Origin of the sequence: Acuticoccus sediminis (assembly GCF_003258595.1) — a bacterium.
Classification (GTDB): Bacteria; Pseudomonadota; Alphaproteobacteria; order Rhizobiales; family Amorphaceae; genus Acuticoccus; species Acuticoccus sediminis.
This window is the reverse complement of record NZ_QHHQ01000002.1, coordinates 719,592-744,123: the sequence shown is the minus strand read 5'-3', so window position 1 is coordinate 744,123 and position 24,532 is coordinate 719,592. Positions and strand designations below refer to the sequence as shown.

The window sequence follows — 24,532 nt, the reverse complement described above, 5'->3', positions numbered from 1 at the left end:
CGGAGCACCGGGCGACGATGAGAGGCGGGGGCATAGAGATCGGGAGGCCGCTCCCCCGGCCGCCGGACGAGGCGGAGCGATGAACATCGACCTCGTCACCTGCTCGCAGTCGCTCGGCCAGACCTCACTGCTCGTGCTCGGCGCGTACACCGACGGCACGCTGACCCCCTCCGCTTCGATCCTGCCGGAGGAGACGCTCGTGCGCCTCTCCGCGCTGGTGATCGCCGGCGAGCTGCGCCGCCACGTCGGCGCGCAGCTCCAGCTCTTCGGCCTGTCGGCCGCCGTCCACCGCAAGATCCTTCTGGTCTGCCTCGGCAGCCATGGCCCGCTGTCGGAGAGCGCCTACCGGACGGTGCTGGCAGCCACCGCCCGCACGCTCGCCGAGAGCCTGTCGCGCGATGCGGTCGTCTCCCTGACGGAAGTCGACGTGGCCGGCCGCGGTGTGGAATGGCGCATCGGTGAGGCCGCGCGACTGCTGGCGGACGGCGCGTACCGCTTCGTCCTCCCGGGCCGCGGCGCGACGATGCCGGCGGACGGGACGGAGCGCACCGGCGTCGAGTGCGTGGCGCTCGTCGTGCCCCGGGCGGTCGAGGCGGCGCACGAGGCGGCGGCGCGGCAGGGGCTCGCGGTGGCCGAAGGTCTCGCGCTCGCCAGGGACCTCGGCAACATGCCGAGCACCGTCTGCACCCCCACCTACCTCGCCGAGACATCCCGCTCGATCGGCTCGAAGTTCGGCCTCGAGGTGGAGGTGTTCGAGTGGGGCGACCTCGAGAAGCTCGGCATGGGCGCGCTCCTCGCCGTCGGTCATGCGAGCGCGAGGCTCATCGTCGTCGGCTATCGCAGCGGGCCGCCCGCCTCCAGGCCGATCGTCCTCGTCGGCGAGGGCCTCACCTTCAATTCCGCGGCCGCCCGCCCCCGCGACACCCGGTTCGAGATGAGCGGCGCCGGCGCCGTTCTCGGTACGTTGTGGGCGGCGGCCCGGCTGAAGCTCCCGCTGAACCTCGTCGGGCTGGTTCCGGCGGCCGAATGCGCCGCCGCCCCGCGCCCCGGCTGCGTCGTGCGCGCGATGTCGGGTGAAACGGTCGAGGTCCGGGGGACGGACGCGGCGGGCTGGCTGATCCTGTGCGACGCCCTCTCCTACGCCGAGCATTTCGAGCCCGCCTGCGTCATCGACGTCGCCACCCTGACGGACCCGTCGACGGTCGCCTTCGGCAGTCAGGCAAGCTGCCTCTTCGCCAACGACGGCCCGCTGGCGCATGAGCTCCTCACCTGCGGTTTCGAGACCGGCGACCGTGCCTGGCAGCTCCCGCTCTGGGACGACGGCGAGCCCCCGGCGGGCGCGACGTCCGACTCCGTCGCCGCCGCCGGCGCCCTGATGCGCTTCGCCGGCCAGACCCGCTGGGCCCACCTCGACATCGGCGGCACCGCCACCGTCCACCGCCACGCCGCGATGCAAGGCAATGCCCTCGCCGCGACCGGACGGCCGGTACCGCTGCTGACAACCTTCCTCATCCACCGCGCGGCGAGGACGCGCAACGGCGAGGCCGCACGCGTCGCCTCGACGTTCTCCGGGAGTGCGCCGCCGCTCCCGACCCGGAGCCCGTGATGCAGGCGGGGGACACGGTATCCACCTTCACGCTGCTCGGGCTCGAGCAGCTCTCCGTCACCATCAATCTCGTCGTGGCGGTCTTTCTCGGGGCCGTCATCGGCCTGGAGCGGCAGTTCGTGCAGCGCTACACGGGCGTGACGACGCACGCGCTGGTGGCGCTGGGCGCGGCGGCTTTCGTGTCGATCGCCTCGCTCGCCTCGCCCGTCGGGGACGTGTCGCGCATCGCCGGGCAGGTGGTGACCGGGATCGGCTTCCTCGGCGCCGGCCTCATCTTCCGCGACGGCATGAGCGTGCGCGGCCTCAGCGCGGCCGCGAGCATCTGGGCGACGGGTGCCGTCGGGGCGCTCAGCGGCTTCGGCTTCCTGCTGGAGGCGACCGAGGTCGCGCTGCTGATGTTCATCGTGAACCTCACCCTGCCGCGCATCGGCAGGCTGGTCGACCGTCTCGCCGGTGACGATCAGCGCCACCGCCCGCGCCGCCCCCGGCGGTCCGAGCACGAGGACGAATAGGCCCTCGACCGGGGACGCCGGCCTCAGCGCACCTCGTTGAGGTAGGCGTGATGCTCGGTCAGCGCCGAGTGGCGCATGATGAGGAGCGGCACGTTCTGCGGGTCGAACGCCACCTCGTCGATCTGCAGCAGCGCATGCGGGACCGCCGGGTCGAGTTCCAGCAGCTTGCAGTCCTCCGGCTCGGCAAGCCGCGCCGAGACGCTCTCGCGGACCGCACCGAGCCGCGTTCCCTCGTTCTCCAGCAGGAAGCGGTAGATGAGTGAAGGCGTCTCCTCCATCGTGGTCGGAAACGCCCGGTAGCGGCTGAGCGGAACCACGATCCGGTCGATCATCACCGGGCGCCCGTCGATCACGCGCAACCGCAGGATGAAGGACACGTCCTCGCCGGGCTCGATCCCGAGCGTACGGGCCTCCTCGTCCGACGCCTCGCGCTTCGCCACCTCGATGTACTTCGCCTCGGTCCGGACCAGATCGCCGTTGCGGTTGTGGAGGCGGAAATACCGGTAGAAGCGCTCCAGCGTGTGGTGCGGCGTGCGCCCGGTCACGACGGTGCCGGTACGCCTCCGGCGCATCACGACGCCCTGGTGCGTCAGGTCCGCCATCGCCCTGCGGACGGTGCCGTAGGAGACGCCGAACGCCTCCGCGAGCTTCTCCTCCGAGGGCAGCACATGCCCCTCCGGCCACTCCCCGAGGATGATGCGGCGCAGGATATCTTCCGCAACTTGTTCATGAAGTGGTCGATTCCGGGGCATCTCGCCCAAAGATTGGGCATTTTCCTTGTTCATTGTGTCTTTCGCTTGCCGTCCGGGGTCGAATTCATTTCTATATAGATATGCCGTTCAACGCGACCCCATCGCCAGATCCCGACGCCATGCAGGAGGCGCTCGCCGCCCTCGTCGCGTGCGATACGACGATTCCGCCCGGGAGCGGATACCCGGCCGTCTGCGACCTGATCGAGAGGCTGTTCGCGCCCCTCGGCGGACGCGCCGAGCGCATCCGCGTGCCCGAGGAGCTGTGGACGGTGCCGGGGCTGCACGGGCCGAGGGTGAACCTCGTCCTCCGCCCGGACATGGGCGGGAGGGGCGGGAGCCCCGACGGCCGGCACGCTGAGATTGCATCGGCGATGATTTACTTTCATATCGATACGGCACCGGTCGGCGAGGGCTGGACGAAGCCGGCGCTGGCGCTGACCCGCGAGGGGAACCGGCTCTATGGCCGGGGGACGGCCGATATGAAGGGCACGATCGTAGCTGTACGTGATTGCCTCCTGCGGCTGAAGGAGAGCGGGCTTCCGCTCGCCTACTCCCCCGTCCTCGCGTTCTGCACCGACGAGGAGGGCGGACGCTATCCCGGCATCCGCTATCTGGCCGAAACGACCGACCTCCCCGACGTTCTCCTCAACCTCAACGGCTCGGCCGAGCCGCGCATCTGGGCCGGCTGCGTCGGCTCCATCGACATGATGCTGACCGTCACCGGCCGCACCGCCCATTCCGGCGAGCCGGACCGCGGCCGCAACGCCATCGACATGGCGCTCCCCGCCCTCAACGCCCTCAACGCGCTGAAGCCCACCGTCGAGGCGCGCACCACGCCGATGCCGGCCCCGCCCTGGGCCGCGGGACCGCTGCACGCGCGCCTCTCGCTGACGGCGATCCACGCCGGCGACAAGGGCTCGGCGATCCCGGGCCTCTGCCGGATCACGCTCAACCGCCGCTACCTGCCCGAGGAGCGAGAGGCCGACGTGCGTGCCGAGATCGAGGCGACGGTGGCCGCCGCCCTTTCCCATCTCGCCCCGGAGGACTGGTCGCTTGAGGAGACCGGCCACCTGCCGCCGGTCGTCGACCCGGACGGTCCGGCGACGCGGCGCTGGACGCTGGCGCGAGCGGCGGCGTGGGGCCTGCCGGAGTCGGCGTTCCGGCGCTACGGCTCCGGCACCTCCTCCGACTTCGGCTGGGTGCAGCGGGCGGGCCAGACGCACATGCTGCTGGGCGGCCTCGCGCGGCCCGACCGCAACGTCCACGCCGCGGACGAATTCACGACCACCGACGATCTCGCGGACCTCTCGCGCGCGATCGAGAACTTCCTGCGCGCCGACTTCGATCCTGAGCCCGGCGGCGACCAGCCGTCCGCCGCTCAGCCGGGATCGGCTCAACCCTGATCGACACAGGAGATCCTTTCATGAGCTGGACACCGTCCCGACGTCTCGTCCTCCAGTCCGGCGCCGCTCTCGGCGTTCTGGCGGCGATGCCCTCGCTCGCCGCCGGCTCGCCCGCGCCGGGCGGCACGCTGCGCGTCGCCCTCAACATCACGCCGTCGGTCCTCAACCCGATGCTGGCGCGCCTCAACTCCGAGTACCTGCTCGGCGAGCTGCTCTACTCCGGCCTCACGACGCTGACGCCCGAGATGACCGCCGCGCCGGACCTCGCCACCGAGTGGAGCGCCAACGAGGATGCCACAGAGTGGCACTTCACCCTGCGTGACAACGCGGTGTTCTCCAACGGCTCGCCCCTGACGTCCGCGGACGTCGTCGCCAGCTTCAAGAAGCTGCTCGACCCCGCCACCGCCGCCCCCGGCAGCCGCAACCTCGGCCCGATCTCCGACGTCGTCGCCGACGGCGACCTCGGCGTCATCATCCGCACGTCCAGCCCCTACGGCGACCTCCCGGTCGCGCTCTCCTACCCGACGGCGAAGATCGTCCCGGCCGCGCTCGCCGAAGGCGACTTCGAGAGCCTCGCCACGACGCCGGTCGGCACCGGGCCGTTCAAGCTGGTCGAGTTCAGCCCTGACCAGCGCGCCGTCGTCGAGAAGCGCGACGACTACTTCGTGCCCGAGCTTCCCTACCTCGACCGCATCGAGATCCTCACCTTCCCGGACGCCGCCGGTGCCGTCGCCGCGACGATGGCCGGCGAGGTCGACCTCCTCACCGAGGTGCAGCCGCCCGACTACAGCCGCGTCTCCTCCGCGAGCGGCCTCGTCGGCCTGCGCACGCCCTCCGGCCGCTTCCTCGACGTGGTGATGGACTGCACCGTCGAGCCGTTCAACGACCCGAAGGTGCGCGAGGCGCTCTCCTACGCGGTCGACCGCGAGGCGATGGTCGAGCTCGTCGCCGAGGGCTACGGCACGCCCGGCAACGACACGCCGATCAACTCCGCCTACCACTACTACAGCGAGGCCCCGCTGAAGGCCTACGACCCGGAGAAGGCCAAGGCGCTGCTCGCCGAAGCCGGCTACCCGGACGGCATCAAGCTGGAGCTCGTCGCCTCCACCAAGCCCGGCTACCGCTCGGCGATGGCGGTGGTGATGCGCGAGATGGCCCGCCCGGCCGGCTTCGACATCGCCGTCCAGACCATGGACCATTCCTCCTACCTCGATCAGGTCTGGAAGAAGGGCAAGTTCTACGTCGGCTACTACAACATGCAGCCGACCGAGGGGACGATCCTCAACCTCCTCTTCACCTCCGAGGCGTCCTGGAACGAGACCCGCTGGAACAACACCGAGTTCGACAAGCTCGTCGCCGAGGCGGAGGCGACGACCGACAGCGCCGCCCGCGAAAAGCTCTACGCCGACGCGCAGGCGCTGATGCGCAAGGACGTTCCGGCGCTGGTGCCCTGCTTCTTCGACCTCCTGGGGGCGCGCGCCCAGTACGTCGAGGGCTACGTGCAGCACCCGCGCGGCGCCAACTTCGCCCTCCACAAGGTGTGGGTGACCGAGGACGCGCCGACCCGCTGACGCTGGCGGACGGCCGGCCCCGCGCCGGCCCTCCCGCGTCGTGTTTCGAGTTCCGTGCGCCGGCGGGCGGCCGATCGCGGCCCGTCTGCGCACCCCAGCGAACGAGGACTGAATGTCCGTCGTCTTCATTGCAAAACGACTGTTCTACCTCGCGCTCACGGCTCTCCTCGTGTCCGCGATCGTGTTCGCGGTCACGCAGATCCTGCCCGCGAACGCAGCCCAGCTCATCCTGGGCGAATACGCCACCGACGAGGCGCTCGCCGCCCTCAACGCCAAGCTCGGCCTCGACCAGCCGGCCTGGGTGCAATACTGGGACTGGCTGTCGGGCGTCCTCGGCGGCGACTTCGGCACCTCGCTGCGCACCGGGCAGCCGGTGGGACCGGTCATCATGGCCGCGTTCGGGCGCTCGGCGATCCTCGCCGCCTTCTCGCTCGTCCTCGTCACCATCATCGCGATCCCGCTCGGAGTGCTGGCGGCGACACGCCGCGGCAGGCCGACCGACGTCGCGGTCTCGTTCGTCTCCTACCTCGGCGTGTCGCTGCCGGAGTTCGTGCTGGCGACGCTCCTGCTCGCCTGGCTGGCGGGGCCGTCGGTCGGCCTCTTTCCGGCGTCGGGCTACACCTCGTTCATGGACGACCCGCTCGACGCGCTGCACCACATCGCGCTCCCGGTCATCACGCTCACCATCATCCTCACCGCACACGTCAGCCGGATGGTGCGCTCGGAGATGGCCGACACGCTGGACAGCGACTTCGTGCGCGCCGCCCGCCTGCGCGGGCTCGGCCGCAGGCGCGTCGTGTTCCACCATGCGCTGCCAAACTCGCTGCTGCCGGCGATCACCGTCATCGCGCTCGACATCGGCTACCTGATCGGCGGCGTCATCGTGGTGGAGGAGGTGTTCGCCTTCCCCGGCCTCGGGCGGCAGCTCATCCTCGCGATCCAGAACCGGGACCTGCCGATGCTCCAGGCCGGCGCCCTCGTCATGGCGCTCACCTATGCCGTCGCCAACCTCCTCGCCGATTTCGCCTACGCGGCGCTCGACAAGCGGATCCAATTCGAATGACCGGCTTTTTCCGCACACTGCGCGGGCTCCTGCGCACCCCACAGGGGGCGGTGGGGCTGATCCTGTTCCTCGTCCTCATGGTCGTCGCCGTCGCCGGGCCGTCGCTCGCCCCCCGCGACCCGGAGACCTTCAACTTCGGCGCCCGCTTCGCGGCCCCCTCGGCCGAGTTCCCGCTCGGCACCGACTGGTACGGCCGGGACCTCCTGAGCCGCGTGCTCACGGGCGCCCGCTCGACGGTCCTCATGGCGCTCCTCGCCACCGCCATCGGCACGTTCCTCGGCGCGATCGTCGGCATCCTGTCCGGCTACGTCGGCGGACGCACCGACGAGTTCATCATGCGCATCAACGATGCGGTGATGGCGATCCCCAGCCTGCTCTTCGCGCTGATGATCATCGCCGTCCTCGGCTCGTCGTCGATCAACGCCGTCGTCGCGATCGGTATCGCCTTCGCGCCCGGAATGGCCCGGATCTCCCGCTCCGTGACGCTGAAGGTGCGTGCGCTCGACTACGTCGCCGCCGCCCGCTCGCGCGGTGAGGGGGCGCTCTGGATCGTCTGCGCCGAGATCCTGCCCAATACCGTCGCGCCGGTCATCGTCGAGGCTACGATCCGCGTCGCCTTCGCCATCATGACCTTCGCCACGCTCTCCTTCCTCGGCCTCGGCGCGCAGCCGCCCTCGCCGGAATGGGGCCTCATGATCTCCGAGGCGCGGGCACACCTCTTCCGCAGCCCGTGGCCCGTGGTGGTGCCGGGGGCGGCCATCGCCCTCGTCGCGATCACCTTCAACATGCTGGGCGACGGCCTCCGCGACGTCCTGAACCCCAGGATCGCCGAATGACAGACACGCCACCCGTCCTTTCGATCCGCGACTACGCGCTGAGCTACAAGACGGCGAGCGGTCCCGTGCGGATCCTCGACGACGTCACGCTGACCATCGGCCGCGGCGAGGTTCTCGGCCTCGTGGGCGAGAGCGGATCGGCGAAATCCTCGCTCGCCAACGCCATCATCCGCGACCTTCCCGGCCGCGTCGCCCACGAGGGCGGCGAAATCCTGCTGTCCGGCGAGAACCTCACCACGATGGGCGAGACCGCACTGGAGGCGGTCCGCGGCAAGCGCATCGCGATGGTGTTCCAGAACGCCGGTGCCGCGCTCGACCCGACGCAGACGCTCGGCAGCCACCTCGAGGAGCTCCTCGCCCGCCACGCCGGCCTCGAGGGCGCCGCCGGCCGGGCCCGCGCCAAGGAGCTCATCGCGATGGTGGGCCTGCCGGACCCCGACGCCATGCTGACGCGCTACGCGCACGAGGTGTCGGGCGGCGAGAAGCAGCGCATCGTCCTCGCCCTCGCCTTCGCATGCAACCCGGAGCTGATCCTCTTCGACGAGCCGACGTCTGCGCTCGACGCCACCACGGCGGCGACCCTTCTCGACCTCTTCCGCGAGTTGCAAGCGAAGACCGGGGTGTCGGGCCTCTTCATCTCCCACGACCTCGGCACCGTTGCGGAGATCGCCGACCGCATCGCCGTGATCTACGGCGGGCGCATCGTCGAGGTGGCCGAGCCGGGGCCGCTCTTCGCCGCCCCGCGCCACCCGTACACCCGCGCGCTCCTCGCCAGCCTGCCGCGCCCGTCGGACACGCGGACGGGGCGCTCGCTCGACATCTCCGGCGCAAGGCCCGCGCCGCGGCGGGGCACGCCGCCGCCCTGCATCTACTCCGGCTCCTGCGCCTACCACCGGCCCGAGATCTGCGACGCCGCTCCGGTGCGGCTCCATGACATGGGCGAGCGGCGCGTCGCCTGTGCCCGCGCCGAGGAGATCGCCGGCCAGCCGGACGCGGGAAGCGCCCACGGCACGGAACCCGGCGACATCCGCCCGGTGCGGGTCTTCGAGGGCAGCGGCCTTCGCGTCACGTACGGGCGCGACCGGATCCTCGACCGCCTGACGGGCCGCTCGCGAAAGGTCCGCGCCGTCAACGACGTCGGCCTGACCCTGAACCGCGGCGAGACGCTGGGGCTCGTCGGGGAATCGGGCTGCGGCAAGTCCACCCTGGCGCGGGCGCTCGTCGGCCTCATCCCGTTCGAGGGCGAGGTGAAGCTCGACGGGATCACCGTGGCGTCGATCGACCGCGCCTACCGCGGCCGGGTGCAGATGGTCTTCCAGAACCCGGACAACTCGCTCAACCCGCGCCACTCCATCGCGACGCTGCTGTCCCGCCCGCTCAAGCTCTACCGGGGGCTTTCGCCCGGCGAGCGGCGCGCCGAGATCGGCCGCATCCTGGAGCGGGTGCGCCTGCCCGCCGACTACGCCGAGCGCTACCCGCACCAGCTCTCCGGCGGCGAGAAGCAGCGCGTCGCCATCGCGCGGGCGATCGCCGCGCAGCCGGAGGTGATCATCTGCGACGAGGTGACGTCCGGCCTCGACGCGGCGGTGCAGGCGGCCATCGTGGCCCTCCTCGCCGAGATCCAGCGCGACACCGGCTGCGCGATGGTGTTCATCACCCACGACCTCGCCATCCTGCGCCACGTCGCCCACCGCGTCGCCGTGATGTATTTGGGCGAGATCGTCGAGACGCGCAGCGTCGCCTCGCTCGACGAGACGCCCTACCACCCCTACACCGAGGCGCTGATGTCGTCCTCGCCGTCGATCGACCCGATGAGCGAGACGCGCCGCATCCGCCTGACCGGCACGCTGCCGCGCCGCACCGAGCGGCTGGCCGGATGCCCGTTCGAGAGCCGCTGCCCCCGCCGGGTCGGCGACATCTGCGCGACCACCCCTCCCCCGTGGCGCGAGGCCCGGCCGGACCACGGCCTCCTCTGCCACATCCCCATCGACGAGCTGAAGAACGCGCCTCCGGTATGGCGCTTCAAGACCCAAGTGGAGGCCTGAACCAGTGACGCCCGACGAGATCCTGGCCCACATCGACGAGGACGCGTGCATCGCGCGGCTCGCCGACATGGTGCGTCACAAGAGCTATTCCGAGACCGAGGGCGAGATCGCCCTCGCCCGCCACATGGCCGAGATCCTCGACGGTCTCGGCCTCGAGGCGGAGCTGCAGCCGGTCGTCGGCGACCGCGTCAACGCGATCGGCCGTCTGAAGGGGACGGGCGGCGGCGCCTCGCTCCTCTTCAACGGCCACCTCGACACCAACCCCGCGACGTCCGGCTGGACCGTCGACCCGTGGGGCGGCGTGGTGGACGACGATTTCATCTACGGGATCGGCGTCTCGAACATGAAGGCGGGCGACGCGGCATATCTGTGCGCCGTCGAGACGCTGCTGAAGGCGGGCGTCAAACTGAAGGGCGACGTCATCCTGACGTTCGTCATCGGCGAGCTGCAGGGCGGCGTCGGCACGGTCAGGATGATCGAGCACGGCACCCGCGCCGACTACTTCATCAACTCCGAGCCGACCGACCTGCAGGCGCTGACGCTCCACGCGGGCGCCTTCACGTTCACGATCGACCTCGTCGGCGACACGCGCCACCTCTCCAAGCGCGAGGAGGCGTGCGACGCGCTGGCGGCCGCCGCGAAGCTGGTCGACCGGATCGACGGGATCACGTTCTCCGGCGCCGCGAGCGCGGCGCACCGTTCGGTGAACCGTGGCCACGTCGGCGTGATGCGCGCCGGCCTCGGCGAGGAGTTCTACGAGTGGCGCCCGCCGCAGGTGGCCGACCACGCGCAGATCAAGGGCACCTGCCGCTACGCGCCGAGCCAGTCGATCCCGGGCGTCATCGCCGACCTCGAGCGGCTGCTGGAGGCGCTCGCGCTGGAATATCCGGGGCTCAAGTGGACCATCGACGCCAACGACGGCGGCCGCCCGCGCATGCCGCCGTTCGAGGTGGACCCGCAGTCCCGGATCGTGAAGGTCGTCAACGCCGCCTACGAGGCGGTGCGCGGCAGCCCGCAGCCGACCGGGGCGATCCGTCCGCCCGCCTTCTACGGCACCGACGCCGCGCACCTCGCGGCCGCGGGCATGGAGGGGATCGTCTGCGGCCCCGGCGGGGAGTTCAACACGATGCCGGACGAGCGCGTGCGCAGGACCCAGTTCATCGACTGCGTGAAGATGTACACGCTGGCGATCCTCGACGTGTGCGAGGTCGCCGAGGCATGAGCGCGCCCGCACCCTACGACGCGCGTCTCACCAGGTTGCGGGATGCGATGGCGGCCGCCGGCGCGGACGTCTACATCTGCGACCACGCCGAAATGATGGTCTGGCTGACCGGCTACACCGTGTCGGAGACCTTCTACCGGGCGGCCATCGTCCCGGCGGAGGGCGATCCGGTCATCGTCCTGCGCCGGATCGACGAGGTACCCTGCCGCGCCGCGACCTGGGTCCCGAACGTCGTCGCCTACGCCGACCACGAGGACGCGCACGCCCGCGTCGCCGCCGAGATCCGTCGGTTCGCGCCCGGGACGGTCGGCGCGGACTACACCTCGTTCGGCTTCACGGCCCATACGCGCGACCGTCTGGCGGAGCTTCTGCCGGGGACGACCTTCGTCGACATCCCGCAGTCCTCGGGCCACCTGCGCGCCGTCAAGGACGCGGCCGAGGTGGCCACCATCGAGGCGGCCGGCCGCATCGGCAGCGGTGCGATGGCGGCGATCGCCCGTGCGCTGAAGCCGGGGATGCGCCCGCGCGACGCGTCCGCGATCGCCGCCTTCCACTACCTGACGGAAGGGGCGGACGACTACTGGGTCGGCCCGATCTCGATCTCGCGCCGCGCCGAGGCGGACGGGCACGGCATGGGCTTCCTGCATGCGACGCTGCACGACGACGCCCTCTCAGAAGGCGACATCCTCCACGTCGAGCTGGTGCCCCGGGTGAGCTACTACTCGTGCCGCTTCATGCGCTCCATCAAGCTGGGCGAGCCGACCGCCGGGGAGCGCACGGTGATGGACCGCCTCGTCGCCCTCCAGGACGAGCAGTTCGCGGCGATGCGGCCGGGCGCGAAGGCAGCGGACGTCGACGCGATCATGCGCCGGGGCCTGATCGCGGCGGGCCTGCGCGACGACTACCCGAACATCACCGGCTACCAGGTCGGCCTCTACGCCAAGACGCCACGCTCGTCGGACACCTCGCTCAGCCTGCACCCGGGCGCCGATTGGCCGTTCGAGGCGGGGCAGACCTTCCACGTCTACGCCACCGCCCAGGGCCTCGCCCTCTCCGAGACGGTGGTGGTGGAGGACGGCGGCGCACGCCTCCTGACGCACACGCCGCGCCGCATCCTCGTCGCCGGCGAGAGCGTCTGACCGAGACCCGTCCGGCGCCGCCCGGGGTGGGTCCTGCGTCCCCGGCCGGCGCCGCGGCGGCGGGGCGTCAGGCGCCGAGCGCGCGCACGGCGGAGACCGCCGCGGCGGTCCTGTTCTCGACGCCGAGCTTGGCGAGGATCTTCTCGAGGTGCTTGTTCACCGTGCCGGGATTGATCGCCAGGATCTCGGCGATGTCGCGGTTGGACTTGCCTTTGACGATCCAGTTCAGGACCTCGGCCTCTCTGTCGGTGAGGCCGAAATGGTCGCCGAGGCGCCGCTCGTCCTCGACCGGATCGGCGGCAAGGCGCACCAGGACGTCGCCCGACGTCGTGCGGCCGATGTAGGTGATCGTCAGCGGTCCCTCGGGGGCCTGCCACGGCGTCGCGGCCGAGACCGCCGTCGCGACGCTGCGCTTCAGCCAGGCGAGAAGACTCGGCGCCACGACCTCCGCCCGCTCGCCGTCGAGCACCGACGCCGCCATCGACAGCGCGTTCGCCGAGGTCCACGCGACGCGTCCGGCCGTCGAGACGGCCATCAGCGGCTGGCCGACCGCGTCGAGCGCGCTACGCGCCTCGCGCATCATCCTCGCGTTGGAAACGTGGACCGCGACGCGCGCGATCAGTTCGTCCGCGTTCACCGGCTTCGTCACATAGTCGACGCCGCCCGCCGAGAGGCCGGCGACGATGTGCTCCGGCCCCGTCAGCCCCGTCATGAAGATGATCGGCGCGGGGGTCGCGCCGGCACCGGACTTCAGACGGCGGCACGTCTCGAAGCCGTCGAGCCCCGGCATCACCGCGTCGAGCAGGATGGCGTCGGGCTCGATGCGGCCGACCAGCGAGAGCGCCGTCTCCCCGTCGCGCGCGACGAGCACGGTGAGGCCGTTCGCCTCGAGCGTGTCGATCAGCATCGCCAGCGTGTCGGGTGCGTCGTCCACCACCAGCACGAGGTTGCCGCGTTCCTCCAGCACGGTCCGGCGATGCGGGCTAGCGTTCATCGGCGGCCTCCATCTCTGTGAGCACCGTATCGAGGCGCGACATGTCGAACGTGGCGACGATCCCCTTGAGGTGCGCCACGGTTCCGGAAAGGTCGGGGTCTTCCTCCTCGATCGCCGCCAGCGTCTCGGTGAGGCCGCGCGGCCAGCCGATCTGTGCGAAGCGGCGCAGCTCGGCGATCCGCTCGCGCGAGAGGCGCGGGCGTGGCGCGGCGACGCCCGGCGCCAGTCCGGCCCCGGCGACCGTGTAGGTCAGGCCGAGCTGGCGCTCCAGCCGCACCAACAGGTCTTCCACGTTGATGGGCTTGGCGATGAACTCGTCGGTCAGCCCCGCCCGCTCCTCCTCGGCGAGGCGGTCGGAGGCGTGGGCGGACACCATCACGATCGGCGCGTCGCTTCCCACCGCGCGGATCCGCTCGGCGAGGTCCCAGCCGCTCAGCCCGGGGAGCTTCACGTCGATGAGGAAGAGGTCCGGCCGCACCTGCCCCAGTAGGTCGAGCGCCTCCTCCGCGGCGGCGGCGAGGAAGAGATTGAAGCCGATCGGGCGCAGTACGTCTTCCAGCAGGCGGCGGTGGTCCGGCTCGTCCTCCACCACCATGATGGTGCGGCCGGGACCGAGATAGCCGGTCACGACGCGGATGTGCTTGACCGGCACCGACGTCGTCTGGTGCACCCGCGGCAGCATGAGCCGCACCGAGAAGCGGCTGCCGACGCCGGGGATCGAGGCGACCTTCAGCTCCCCGCCCTGGATCTCGGTGAGGAGCTTGGTGATGGTGAGGCCGAGCCCGGTCCCGGGCACCACCGGCCCGCCCGGCCGCGACAGCCGCGCGAACGGCATGAAGATCTTCTGGATCTCGCTCGGGTCGATGCCGATCCCGGTGTCCGACACGGTGAAGCGCGCGACCTCGGACCGGTAACCGACCTTGAACTCCACCTCGCCGCGCTCGGTGTAGCGGATGGCGTTGGTAAGGAGGTTCATCAGGATCTGCTTCAGGCGGTGCTCGTCGCAGCGCACCCAGTCGGGGATCTTGTCCTCGATGACGAACTTGAAGGCGAGCCCGCGGTCGGCCGCCTGCATGCGGAAGATGGCCACCAGCTGGTCGAGGAACTCCGGCAGGTTCACTGTGCCGGGGTGGAGTTCCAGCCGCCCGGCCTCGATCTTCGAGATGTCGAGGAGCCCCTCGATGAGGCCCGACAGGTGCTCGCCGCTGCGCCGCATCACGGAGACCGCCTCGCGCCGCCGCGGCGGCAGGTCGGGATCCGCCTCGAGGAGCTGCGCGTAGCCGAGGATCGCGTTGAGCGGCGTGCGCAGCTCGTGGGTGATGCCGACGACGTAGCGGCTCTTTGCGCCGTTGGCCGCCTCCGCCTCCTGCCGGGCGCGGCGGAGCTGGGCGTCGGTGCGCTTGTGGGCGCGGATCTCGCGCATCAGGAGCTGCGCGTGCTCGTCGCTCTCGCGCATGGCCGTGCGCGATGCCTCCTGCGCGAGGACGAAGAGCCAGATGGCGATGCCGGCGACGAAGGCGAGGATCGCGAAGGAGAGCCACACGGCCTGCGTCGGCGTCGTCAGCGCGGCGGGATCGTTGGCGACGACCGCGACGTAGCGGAGCGGGATGCCCATGACGAGCGCGGCGAGCGTCATCAGCGCGGCGAACGCCGCGTAGCGCGTCTTGAGGAGCCGCCCGATCCTCGGCGGAAAGACGACGTCGACGAAGTGGCCGGCCTGCTCGCGGAGCTGGGCGTGGGGCCGGCAGACGTCGCCGCACCGGGCGTCGAGCGAGCAGCACAGCGAGCAGATCGGGCCGGTGTAGAACGGGCAGTAGAGCGTGTCGTCGGACTCGAAGGCGTTGCCGCAGACGGTGCACTCCGCCTCGCCCCCGTGCGCCGCGTCGTGGACGTGGGCCGGCTCGTGCGGGCGGGCGATATAGTAGCGCCCGTCCGTCGCCCACGCGATCAGCGGCGCGAGCGCGAAGGCGGCGACGAGGGCGATCGGCGTGCCGAGCGCGGCCGCGGTGACGCCGAGGAGGCCGCCGTGCGCGCAAAAGCCGAGCGCGACGCCCCCCGCCATCGCGCCGACACCGACGGGGTTGATGTCGTAGAGGTAGCCGCGGCGGAACTCGATCCCCTCCGGACTGAGGCCGAGCGGCTTGTTGACGGTGAGGTCGGCGACGATCGCCCCGACCCATGCGACCGCGACGGTGGCGTAGATGGTGAGCGTCGCCTCCAGCGCGGCGAAGACGCCGAGCTCCATCAGCATCAGCGCGATGGTGACGTTGAAGACGAGCCAGACGACGCGCCCCGGATGGGCGTGCGTCAGCCGCGCGAAGAAGTTCGACCAGGCGATCGACCCCGCGTAGGCGTTCGTGACGTTGATCTTGAGCTGGGCGATAACGACGAAGGTGCCGGCGAGGATCAGCGCGATCCGCGGGTCGGCGATCGCCGTGGAGAAGGCGGCGAGGTACATGTGCGTCGGGTCGGCCGCCGCCGCGTACGAGGCGCCGCCGGAGAGGGCGAGGACCGCGAGGTAGGACCCCGCCAGCATCTTCAGGACGCCGAGCGCCGACCAGCCCGGCCCGGCCGCGATCAGCGCCAGCCACCACCGCCGGCGCTCTGCGCGCGTCGTCGGCTCCGGCAGGAAGCGCAGGAAATCCACCTGCTCGCCGATCTGCGCGATGAGCGACAGGACGACGCCGCATGCCGCGCCCAGCATCAGGAGGTCGAGCCCCTCGGGCCTGCCCTCCGGCGTGAAACCGATCCACTCGTCGAAGCTGACGTTGCCCGCATAGAGGACGCACAGGAACGGCAGGATGTTGAGCGCGATCCAGGGCGCCTGCGTCCATTTCTGGAAGATCGAGATCTTGGTGAAGCCGTGCGTCACCAGCGGGATGACGACGAGCGCGTTGAGCGGATAGCCGATCCAGAGCGGGACGCCGAAACAGAGGTCCAGCGCCATGGCGAGGATCGCGGCCTCGAGGGCGAAGAAGATGAACGTGAACGAGGCGTAGATCAGCGAGGTGATGGTCGAGCCGATGTAGCCGAAGCCCGCGCCCCGGGTCAGGAGGTCGATGTCCACGCCCGCCTTCGCCGCGTGGTAGGCGATGGGAAGGCCCGTCAGGAAGAGGATCGCGCCGACGATCATGATGGCGACGACCGCGTTGTCGAAGCCGGTGGACAGCGTGATCGCGGCGCCGATCGCTTCCAGCGCGAGGAATGAGATGGAGCCGAGGGCGGTGTTGGCCACGCGCAGCGGGGTCCAGCGGCGCGCCCGCCGGGCGGTGAACCGCAGCGCGAAGTCTTCCAGTGTTTCGTTGGCCACCCACTGGTTGTACGTCCGACGCTGGCGCGTAATGGTCCGCACCTTGGTCATCTCCCCCCTTTCAATGCTCCTCCGGGCACACAGAACTGCAAGTGCTGCCGCCGAAACGGCTGCAATCGCAGGCAGCAGACCTTTGTCATGATTCGTCCCGAGCGACGGATCCTTTGCAATCTTCGCACCATCCGGATCGACGATGCCGGGGAAGACTGCCCGGCGCCATGGGTAAGACCACCCATTGTCCGTTTGGGGTATCGCCAACCAAGCTGACCCCCATCGTCCCCTGCGCCCCGCGGCGCTGCGAACCCCGGCGCCGGACGGCGCTCCCCTCTCACCGCTGGCGCCACGCGGCGCCCTCTTCCGGATGCGCCGTCGCGCGTCTTCGACCCGTTGCGCCTCGGGGCGGCCCGCCGCCGGCGGCCCGAGGTGCTCCCCGCCTTTCCCGATGCGAGGATGACCATGAGCGACAACGACAAGACCCGCGGGATCTTCCCGCCCCTCAGCCGGCGCGGCATGCTCCTGGGCTCCGCGGCCCTATCCGCCAGCCTCTTCATGCCCAAGGGCCTGCGCGCGCAGGACTATCCGACCGCGCAGGTCAACACGAGCGGCCTTGCCGTGACCGACGACACCGTGACGGTGGGCATCCTGCACTCCGTCACCGGCACGATGGCGATCTCCGAGACCGGTTCGGTGCAGGCCGAGAAGCTCGCCATCGACCAGATCAACGCCCAGGGCGGCGTGCTCGGCCGCAAGATCCAGTTCATCCAGGAGGATGGCGCGTCCGACTGGCCGACCTTCGCCGAGAAGGCGAGGAAGCTCCTCGTCAACGACAAGGTCGCCTCGGTGATGGGCTGCTGGACCTCCGCCTCCCGCAAGGCGGTGCTGCCGGTGTTCGAGCAGTACAACGGCATGCTCTACTACCCGACCTTCTACGAAGGCCTCGAGCAGTCGCCCAACGTCATCTACACCGGGCAGGAGGCCACCCAGCAGATCATCGCCGGCATCGACTGGGTGACGAACGAGAAGGGCGCGAAGACCTTCTACCTCCTCGGTTCGGACTACATCTGGCCGCGCACGTCCAACAAGATCGCGCGCAAGCACATCGAGGACAAGCTCGGCCTCAAGGTGGTCGGTGAGGAGTATTACCCGCTCGGTCACACGCAGTTCAACTCCGTGATCAACAAGATCCGCCTGCGCAAGCCGGACGTGATCTACGCCATCGTCGTCGGCGGCTCGAACGTCGCCTTCTACAAGCAGCTGAAGGCCGCCGGCATCGACATGACGGAGGAGAAGCCGGTGCTCCTCACCATCTCGGTGACCGAGGACGAGATCCGCGGCATCGGTGGCGAGAACATCGAAGGCGCCTACGCCTGCATGAAGTATTTCCAGAGCCTTCAGAACGAGAACAACGACACCTTCGTCGCCGCCTTCAAGGACATGTGGGGCAGCGACATGGTGATCGGCGACGTGACGCAGGCCGCCTACCTCGGCCCGTGGCTGTGGAAGCTCGCGGTGGAGAAGGCCGGCTCGTTCGACGTCGACAAGGTGCGCGAGGCCTCGCCGGACATCGAGTTCCCGCAGGCGCCGGAAGGCTACGTGCGCATCCACGAGAACCATCACCTGTGGTCGCGCACCCGCGTCGGCCGCGCCAAGGCGGACGGCCAGTACGAGGTGGTGTTCGAGACCGAGGACCTCGTCGAGCCGGATCCGTTCCCCGAAGGCTACCAATAAGCCCCGGCGCCGGGCGGCGACGCGTCGTCCGGCCGATCGCCGCGCCTCCCGCCCCCGCGTGAGCGGCGGCGCCGGGTCCCCGGATCCGGCCGCCCCGCCGCGCGCCCGCCTCTCCCATCAAGGTGCCGCCGATGTTCGAAGGCTATTCGTCCAGCGACCTCATCGCGATCTTTGCCATGCAAGGCTTCGCGGGGTTGATCCTCTTCTCCGTCCTCGTCCTCATGGCGCTCGGCCTCGCCATCATCTTCGGCCAGATGGGCGTCATCAACATGGCGCACGGCGAGTTCATGATTTTGGGCGCGTACGTGACGTACCTGTGCTCGCACTTCTTCGCCAACCACATCCCGGCGCTGTTCAGCATCTACTTCTTCGTCGCCATGATTCTCGCCTTCATCGCGGCGGGGGCGCTGGGGATGATGGTCGAGTGGCTCCTCATCCGGCACCTCTACCGAAGACCGCTCGACACGCTGCTCGCCACCTGGGGCCTGAGCCTCATCCTCCAGCAGACCTACCGGTCGGTGTTCGGCGCGCGTGAGGTGGGCGTCACCATCCCGGACTGGATGATGGGCTCCCTGCCCCTGACCGACCTCATCGAGGTGCCCATCAACGGCCTCTTCGTGATGGTCCTCACGTTCGCCATCGCGGTCGCCGTCGCGATCCTCCTGATGAAGAGCCAGTGGGGCAAGAAGGTCCGCGCGGTCACCTTCAACCGGCCGATGGCCGGCGCGGTCGGCATCAACACCGAACGCGTCGACCGGATGACCTTCGGCATCGGCTGCGGGATCGCCGGCGTCGCGGGCGCCGCCTTCACGATGATCGGCTCCACCGGCCCCTCGTCCGGCCAGCTCTACATCGTCGACACCTTCCTGGTGGTCGTCTTCGGCGGCGCGGCGAGCCTCGCGGGCACGATCGCCTCGGCGTTCTCGATCAGCCAGGCGCAGTCGCTCATGGAGTTTTTCATCTCCGGCTCCATGGCGAAGGTGCTCACCCTGCTCACGGTCGTCGGCATCCTGATGCTGCGTCCCCAGGGTCTCTTCACCCTCAAGATCCGCAACTGAGGCCGCCATGAACCGCGTCGTCTCCCAACGCATGTTCACGTGGACGGAGCTCATGGGCTTCGTCGTCCTCGCCGCGCTGATCTTCGTCGTCCTGCCGATGACGATGGACGTCTTCCGCCTCAACCTCTTCGGCAAGTACCTCACCTACGCGTTCGTCGCGCTCGGGCTGGTGCTGTGCTGGGGCGCGGGCGGCATCCTCTCGCTGGGTCAGGGCGTCTTCTTCGGCCTTGGCGGCTACTGCATGGCGATGTTCCTGAAGCTCGAGGCCTCCTCGCCCGAGAACACCGCCATCCAGTCCACCCCCGGCATCCCGGACTTCATGGACTGGAACCAGGTCACGTACCTGCCCTGGTGGTGGGAACCGTTCCACTACCTCCCCTTCGCGCTCGTCGCGGTGGTGCTGGTGCCGGTCGCGCTCTCCTTCGTCATCGGCGTCGCGATGTTCCGCCGCCGTGTCGGCGGCGTCTACTTCGCCATCATCACCCAGGCGATCGCCGCGATCCTGACGATCCTCATCATCGGCCAGCAGGGCTACACCGGCGGCGTCAACGGCATCACCGACCTCCGGACGATGCTCGGCTGGGACATCCGCACCGACGACGCGAAGGTGATCCTCTACTTCGTCAACGCCGTCCTCCTCTTCGCGTGCCTGTTCATGGCCCACTTCGTGCGCCGCTCGAAGCTCGGCCGGCTGCTCATCGCGATCCGCGACCGGGAGGACCGGGTGCGCTTCTCCGGCTACGACGTCGCCAACTTCAAGATCTTCGTCTTCTGCCTCGGCTGCGCGTTCGCCGGCATCGGCGGGGCGATGTTCACCCTGCAGGTCGGTTTCATGTCGCCGTCCTTCGTCGGCATCGTGCCGTCGATCGAGATGGTGATCTTCTGCGCGGTCGGCGGGCGCTACTCCATCTTCGGCGCCGTGTACGGGACCCTTCTCGTCAACTGGGCGAAGACGGCGCTGTCGGAGAGCTTCCCGGAACTCTGGCTCTTCGCCATGGGCGCGCTCTTCATCGGCGTGGTGCTCGCCTTCCCGTCCGGTGTCGCCGGTCTCTACAACGACTGGATCGAGACGCCGATCCGCAAGGCCCTCCGCCGCAGCCGCGGCCCGGTGATCGCCGAACCGGCGGTCCAGCAGCCCAACCCTGCGGAGTAACGGCGATGAACGCGCAGAGCACTCAGGAATACACCAACAACGACTACCTGCTCTCCGTGGAGCATCTCACGGTCTCCTTCGACGGGTTCAAGGCGGTCAACGACCTCACCTTCTACGTCGACACCGGCGAGATCCGCGTCATCATCGGCCCCAACGGGGCGGGCAAGACGACGGTGCTCGACCTTCTCTGCGGCAAGACCCGCGCGACGGAAGGCTCGGTCAAGTTCAAGGGCCGCGAGCTGACCCACATGCGCGAGGACCAGATCGTCCACGCCGGCGTCGGCCGCAAGTTCCAGAACCCCTCGATCTACGAGGACCTCACCGTCTTCGAGAACCTCGAGATCTCCTACCCGCGCGGGCACGGCGTCTTCGGCTCGCTCTTCTTCCAGCGCGGCGCCGAGGTGATCGACCGGGTGCGGGAGGTGGCGGAGATGATCTTCCTCGCCGACCACCTCGACCAGAAGGCCGCAACCCTCAGCCACGGCCAGAAGCAGTGGCTCGAGATCGGCATGCTCCTCATCCAGGAACCGGAGCTCCTGATGCTCGACGAGCCCGTCGCCGGCATGTCCGTCGCCGAGCGGCGCAAGACCGCCGAGCTCCTCCACACCATCACCGAAGGCCGCTCCGTGATCGTCATCGAGCACGACATGGGGTTCGTCGAGGACATCGCCCACAAGGTCACCGTGCTGCACCAGGGCAAGATCCTCGCCGAAGGCTCGATGGAGAAGGTGAAGTCCGACCCGGCCGTCATCGACGTCTACCTGGGGCATTGACCATGCTGCAAAGTCTCCGCACCGCCCTCGCTCCGTCCCACATCGGCGCGCCAGACGCCGGGAGGGGCCTCACCGTCACCGACCTCCATGTCTCCTACGGCGAGAGCGAGGTCATCCACGGCATCGACCTCGCCGTCGCGCCCGGCGAGATCGTCGCCGTCATGGGCCGCAACGGCATGGGCAAGACCACCCTGATGAAGTCGCTCATGGGCCTCGTGCCGGTGAAGTCCGGCACGATCGCCGTCGGCGGCGTCGACGTGACCGCCATGAAGAGCCACCTGCGCGTCGCGAGCGGCCTCGCCTACGTGCCGCAGGGCCGGCAGATCTTCTCCACCATGACGGTGCAGGAGAACATCGAGACCGGCCTCACCGTCACCGGACGGACCGACGTGCCGCAGGAGATCTACGACCTCTTCCCCGTACTCCTCGAGATGCGGCGGCGGCGCGGCGGCAACCTCTCGGGCGGGCAGCAGCAGCAGCTCGCCATCGCGCGGGCGCTTGCGGCCAACCCGTCCGTGCTGCTGCTCGACGAGCCGACCGAGGGCATCCAGCCGTCCATCATCCGCGACATGGCGCGAACGCTCCGCCAGATCCGCGACGAGCGGGGCCTCTCGGTGGTCGTCTCCGAGCAGGTCCTCTCGTTCGCGCTCGACGTCGCCGACCGGATCCTCGTGATCGAGAACGGCACCATCGCGCACGAGAGCCCGCGCGACGGCGTCGACGAGGCGGCGGTCGCCCGCTTCCTCTCCGTGTGACCGCGGGCTGTCCGCGGCCCGCGCCCTACCCCGAGAAGACGAGCTGCTCTCTCCGGTTCCGTCCCGGGGCAGCCCCAGCCATCAGCAAAGGTTAAAGAGAATGGCGAGCACCCTCATCAAGGTCGATCTCTCCGAGAGCCCCTACACCAACGAGAAGATCCACAATCGTTGGCACCCCGATATCCCGATGTGCGACTGGGTGGAGCCGGGCGACGACTTCCTCGTCGAGACCTATGACTGGACCGGCGGGCAGATCAAGAACGACGACTCGGCCGCGGACGTGCGCGACGTGGACCTGCGCCAGGTCCACTTCCTCTCCGGACCGATCGGCGTGAAGGGCGCCGAGCCCGGCGACCTCCTGGTGGTCGACATCCTCGACATCGGCGCCGTCGAGGCGATGAACTGGGGCTTCAACGGCTTCTTCTCCAAGAACAACGGCGGCGGCTTCCTGACCGACCACTTCCCCGCCGCGCAGAAGTCCATCTGGGACTTCGAGGGCATGTTCACCAAGTCGCGCCACGTGCCGGGCGTGCGCTACGCCGGCCTCATCCATCCCGGCCTCATCGGCTGCCTGCCCGATCACAAGATGCTGGAGACGTGGAACACGCGCGAGAAGGCGCTGTTCGACACCGACCCGGGCCGCGTCCCCGGCCTCGCCAACCTCCCGGACGGCGGTGAGACCGCCCACATGGGCAAGCTCGCCGGCGACGCGCGCGACAAGGCCGCGGCGACCGGAGCCCGCACCGTCCCGCCCCGCGAGCATGGCGGCAACTGCGATATCAAGGACCTGTCGCGCGGCTCGAAGGTTTACTTCCCCGTCTATGTCGACGGGGCGGGCCTCTCGATGGGCGACCTGCACTTCAGCCAGGGCGACGGCGAGATCACCTTCTGCGGCGCCATCGAGATGGCCGGCTGGCTGCACATCAAGGTCGACCTCATCAAGGGCGGCATGGCCAAGTACGGGATCAAGAACCCGATCTTCCGCCCCTCGCCGATCACCCCGAAGTACGACGACTTCCTGATCTTCGAGGGCATCTCCGTCGACGAGGCCGGCACGCAGCACTACCTCGACGTCCACATCGCCTACCGCCAAGCCTGCCTCAATGCGATCGAATACCTGAAGAAGTTCGGCTACTCCGGCGCGCAGGGGTACGCGATTCTCGGCACCGCGCCGGTGCAGGGGCATATCTCCGGCGTCGTCGACGTGCCGAACGCGTGCGCCACGCTCTGGCTCCCGACCGACATCTTCGACGCCGACCTGATGCCCAACAAGGACGGGCCGACGCCGTTCATCGACGGCTCGGTGGACGTGCCGATCGCGCCGGACCTCTGAACCGATGCCGACCTACGAGTACCTCTGCACCCGCCACGGCGCGTTCCAGGCGGTCCGGCCGATGGCCGAGTCAGCCGATCCGTCGCCCTGCCCCGCCTGCGGCACGGCGGCACCGCGGGCGATCATGACGGCGCCCCGGCTCGCCGGCATGGACGGAGCGAAGCGCCATGCCCACGCCACCAACGAGCGCTCGGCTGACAGCCCGAGGCGCTCCGGCGACGGGCACGGCCCCGGCTGCGGCTGCTGCTCCGGCAAGTCGAAGAGCCGGGGAACGCTCCACCGGCCGGACGGGTCCAAGTCCTTCCCCTCCGCCCGGCCCTGGATGATCTCCCACTGAACCGGCGGCGCCCCGCGGGGCGCCGTCCCCTCACTGCCCCGGCTTCGCCCCGCCATCGGGGCCGTGGACCTCGGCGATGTATCCGCCGGGGAACTCCACCATGGCGGTCCGCCGCCCGTCGGCCGATACGGGACCGGCGAGCACCGTCGCGCCGGTCGCCGCCGCCTTCGCGAGCGTGTCGTCGAGGGCGGCGACCTCGTACCCCGTGACCTCGCGGCCGAACGGGTAAGGCAGGTGCCCGTCCGTCACCAGGACGACCATTCGCCCGAACCGGCTCTCGAGGCGGACGCGCCGGTACGTGCCATCGCGGCCGATCTCGGCACCCGAGGCGTCGGGGTCGTCCTCCACCAGCCGGCCGCCCGAGAAGGCGAGGAAGTGCGCCACGAACTCGTCGGCCGCGTCGGGCGAGATGTAGACGCGGTTCTCCGGCACGGTCGCCAACGCCGGATAGTCCGGCGGCGTGGTGTGCCAGTAGAACTGCATGTCGATGCCGCCCGGCCAGGTGACCACGGCGTCGCGGCCGATGGGATCGTCGAACGGCGCCACCAGCACCCAGGCGCCCGCCTCCCGCGCTGCGGCGACCGCCTCGTCGAGGTCGGTGACGAGATAGCCGGTGCGCTCCTCACCGAAGGGGTACGGAACGGGCGTCTCGTAGCCGAACACCGACAGCGTGCCGACCGGCGTCATGACGAGCTGCGAGGTGGTCCGGCTCGGCGTCGGTGTCACGGTCACCACGATCTGCGGGGTCGAGGCACCGCCGAAGGTCGCGGTGAAGCTCGTCACGAACCGGTCGACGTCGGCCGGATCGAGGTAGACGTGCGTGGTGTCGTACTGCGGGCCGACCGCGAGCGGCCCGGCGGCGACGGGGGCGGTCGCGGCGAGGATCGCCAGCGCGGCGGCGAGCGCGCCCCGGCGGATGGTTCGAATGTCCCGGCTCGGCAT

At 69.9% G+C, this 24,532-nt stretch carries 20 protein-coding genes; 16 read left to right on the top strand and 4 right to left on the bottom strand.

Features of this window, described 5'->3' with window-relative positions:
- Positions 1–79: 79 nt before the first annotated feature.
- The gene (locus tag DLJ53_RS11355) at positions 80–1,606 is read left to right on the top strand and encodes a M17 family peptidase N-terminal domain-containing protein (RefSeq protein WP_111345224.1); all 1,527 of its coding nucleotides are present in this window, start codon (positions 80–82) and stop codon (positions 1,604–1,606) included.
- A complete protein-coding gene (locus tag DLJ53_RS11350; protein WP_111345223.1) occupies positions 1,606–2,118 on the top strand; it encodes an MgtC/SapB family protein in 513 nt (170 codons plus the stop codon). The genes DLJ53_RS11355 and DLJ53_RS11350 overlap by 1 nt, the downstream gene beginning before the upstream one ends.
- A gap of 23 nt (positions 2,119–2,141) precedes the next feature.
- On the opposite strand, the gene DLJ53_RS11345 is transcribed toward DLJ53_RS11350, so the two are convergent.
- Positions 2,142–2,870 (bottom strand): GntR family transcriptional regulator, encoded by a 729-nt coding sequence (locus tag DLJ53_RS11345; RefSeq protein ID WP_244935072.1) that lies wholly within the window; start codon positions 2,868–2,870, stop codon positions 2,142–2,144.
- 119 nt (positions 2,871–2,989) lie between these two features.
- On the opposite strand from DLJ53_RS11345, the gene DLJ53_RS11340 reads away from it, so the two are divergent.
- From DLJ53_RS11340 to DLJ53_RS11310, 7 genes are all read left to right on the top strand, one after another.
- Positions 2,990–4,273: a M20 family metallopeptidase gene (locus DLJ53_RS11340; RefSeq protein WP_111346251.1), complete on the top strand. Its 1,284-nt coding sequence runs from the start codon at positions 2,990–2,992 to the stop codon at positions 4,271–4,273.
- A 20-nt stretch (positions 4,274–4,293) separates the two neighbouring features.
- Positions 4,294–5,844, top strand: a complete 1,551-nt coding sequence (locus DLJ53_RS11335) for an ABC transporter substrate-binding protein (RefSeq protein WP_111345219.1) — start codon at positions 4,294–4,296, stop codon at positions 5,842–5,844.
- 112 nt (positions 5,845–5,956) lie between these two features.
- Entirely contained in the window at positions 5,957–6,907 is a 951-nt protein-coding gene (locus DLJ53_RS11330) for an ABC transporter permease (RefSeq protein ID WP_111345218.1), read from the top strand.
- Complete coding sequence (locus DLJ53_RS11325; RefSeq protein ID WP_111345216.1) at positions 6,904–7,743, top strand: ABC transporter permease; 840 nt, start codon at positions 6,904–6,906, stop codon at positions 7,741–7,743. Before DLJ53_RS11330 ends, DLJ53_RS11325 begins: the two co-directional genes overlap by 4 nt.
- The gene (locus DLJ53_RS11320) at positions 7,740–9,788 is read left to right on the top strand and encodes a dipeptide ABC transporter ATP-binding protein (RefSeq protein WP_111345215.1); all 2,049 of its coding nucleotides are present in this window, start codon (positions 7,740–7,742) and stop codon (positions 9,786–9,788) included. The genes DLJ53_RS11325 and DLJ53_RS11320 overlap by 4 nt, the downstream gene beginning before the upstream one ends.
- Positions 9,789–9,792: 4 nt before the next feature.
- On the top strand, positions 9,793–11,010 hold the full coding sequence (locus tag DLJ53_RS11315) for a M20 family metallopeptidase (RefSeq protein ID WP_111345213.1): 1,218 nt from the start codon (positions 9,793–9,795) through the stop codon (positions 11,008–11,010).
- Positions 11,007–12,149, top strand: coding sequence for a M24 family metallopeptidase (locus DLJ53_RS11310; RefSeq protein ID WP_111345212.1), 1,143 nt, complete (start codon positions 11,007–11,009; stop codon positions 12,147–12,149). Before DLJ53_RS11315 ends, DLJ53_RS11310 begins: the two co-directional genes overlap by 4 nt.
- 67 nt (positions 12,150–12,216) lie before the next feature.
- On the opposite strand, the gene DLJ53_RS11305 is transcribed toward DLJ53_RS11310, so the two are convergent.
- Positions 12,217–13,143 (bottom strand): response regulator transcription factor, encoded by a 927-nt coding sequence (locus tag DLJ53_RS11305; protein WP_111345211.1) that lies wholly within the window; start codon positions 13,141–13,143, stop codon positions 12,217–12,219.
- Entirely contained in the window at positions 13,133–16,504 is a 3,372-nt protein-coding gene (locus tag DLJ53_RS11300; protein ID WP_111345209.1) for a hybrid sensor histidine kinase/response regulator, read from the bottom strand. The genes DLJ53_RS11305 and DLJ53_RS11300 overlap by 11 nt, the downstream gene beginning before the upstream one ends.
- A gap of 405 nt (positions 16,505–16,909) precedes the next feature.
- Here DLJ53_RS11300 and urtA point away from each other — a divergent pair, with 405 nt between their 5' ends.
- The 7 genes from urtA (at position 16,910) to DLJ53_RS11265 (ending at position 23,590) form a co-directional block, all read left to right on the top strand.
- On the top strand, positions 16,910–18,181 hold the full coding sequence (gene urtA / locus DLJ53_RS11295; RefSeq protein WP_111346249.1) for an urea ABC transporter substrate-binding protein: 1,272 nt from the start codon (positions 16,910–16,912) through the stop codon (positions 18,179–18,181).
- A 131-nt stretch (positions 18,182–18,312) separates the two neighbouring features.
- Entirely contained in the window at positions 18,313–19,239 is a 927-nt protein-coding gene (gene urtB, locus DLJ53_RS11290; RefSeq protein WP_111345208.1) for an urea ABC transporter permease subunit UrtB, read from the top strand.
- Positions 19,240–19,246: 7 nt separating this feature from the next.
- Positions 19,247–20,392, top strand: coding sequence for an urea ABC transporter permease subunit UrtC (gene urtC / locus DLJ53_RS11285; protein ID WP_111345206.1), 1,146 nt, complete (start codon positions 19,247–19,249; stop codon positions 20,390–20,392).
- A gap of 5 nt (positions 20,393–20,397) precedes the next feature.
- Positions 20,398–21,165 (top strand): urea ABC transporter ATP-binding protein UrtD, encoded by a 768-nt coding sequence (urtD, locus tag DLJ53_RS11280; RefSeq protein WP_111345204.1) that lies wholly within the window; start codon positions 20,398–20,400, stop codon positions 21,163–21,165.
- A 2-nt stretch (positions 21,166–21,167) separates the two neighbouring features.
- The gene (gene urtE / locus DLJ53_RS11275) at positions 21,168–21,920 is read left to right on the top strand and encodes an urea ABC transporter ATP-binding subunit UrtE (RefSeq protein WP_111345203.1); all 753 of its coding nucleotides are present in this window, start codon (positions 21,168–21,170) and stop codon (positions 21,918–21,920) included.
- Positions 21,921–22,020: 100 nt separating this feature from the next.
- Positions 22,021–23,253 (top strand): formamidase, encoded by a 1,233-nt coding sequence (gene fmdA, locus DLJ53_RS11270; RefSeq protein ID WP_111345201.1) that lies wholly within the window; start codon positions 22,021–22,023, stop codon positions 23,251–23,253.
- Between the two features lie 4 nt (positions 23,254–23,257).
- Positions 23,258–23,590, top strand: a complete 333-nt coding sequence (locus tag DLJ53_RS11265; protein ID WP_111345199.1) for an FmdB family zinc ribbon protein — start codon at positions 23,258–23,260, stop codon at positions 23,588–23,590.
- A 30-nt stretch (positions 23,591–23,620) separates the two neighbouring features.
- Here DLJ53_RS11265 and DLJ53_RS11260 read toward each other — a convergent pair whose 3' ends face one another.
- Positions 23,621–24,532, bottom strand: a complete 912-nt coding sequence (locus tag DLJ53_RS11260) for a glyoxalase (RefSeq protein WP_111345198.1) — start codon at positions 24,530–24,532, stop codon at positions 23,621–23,623.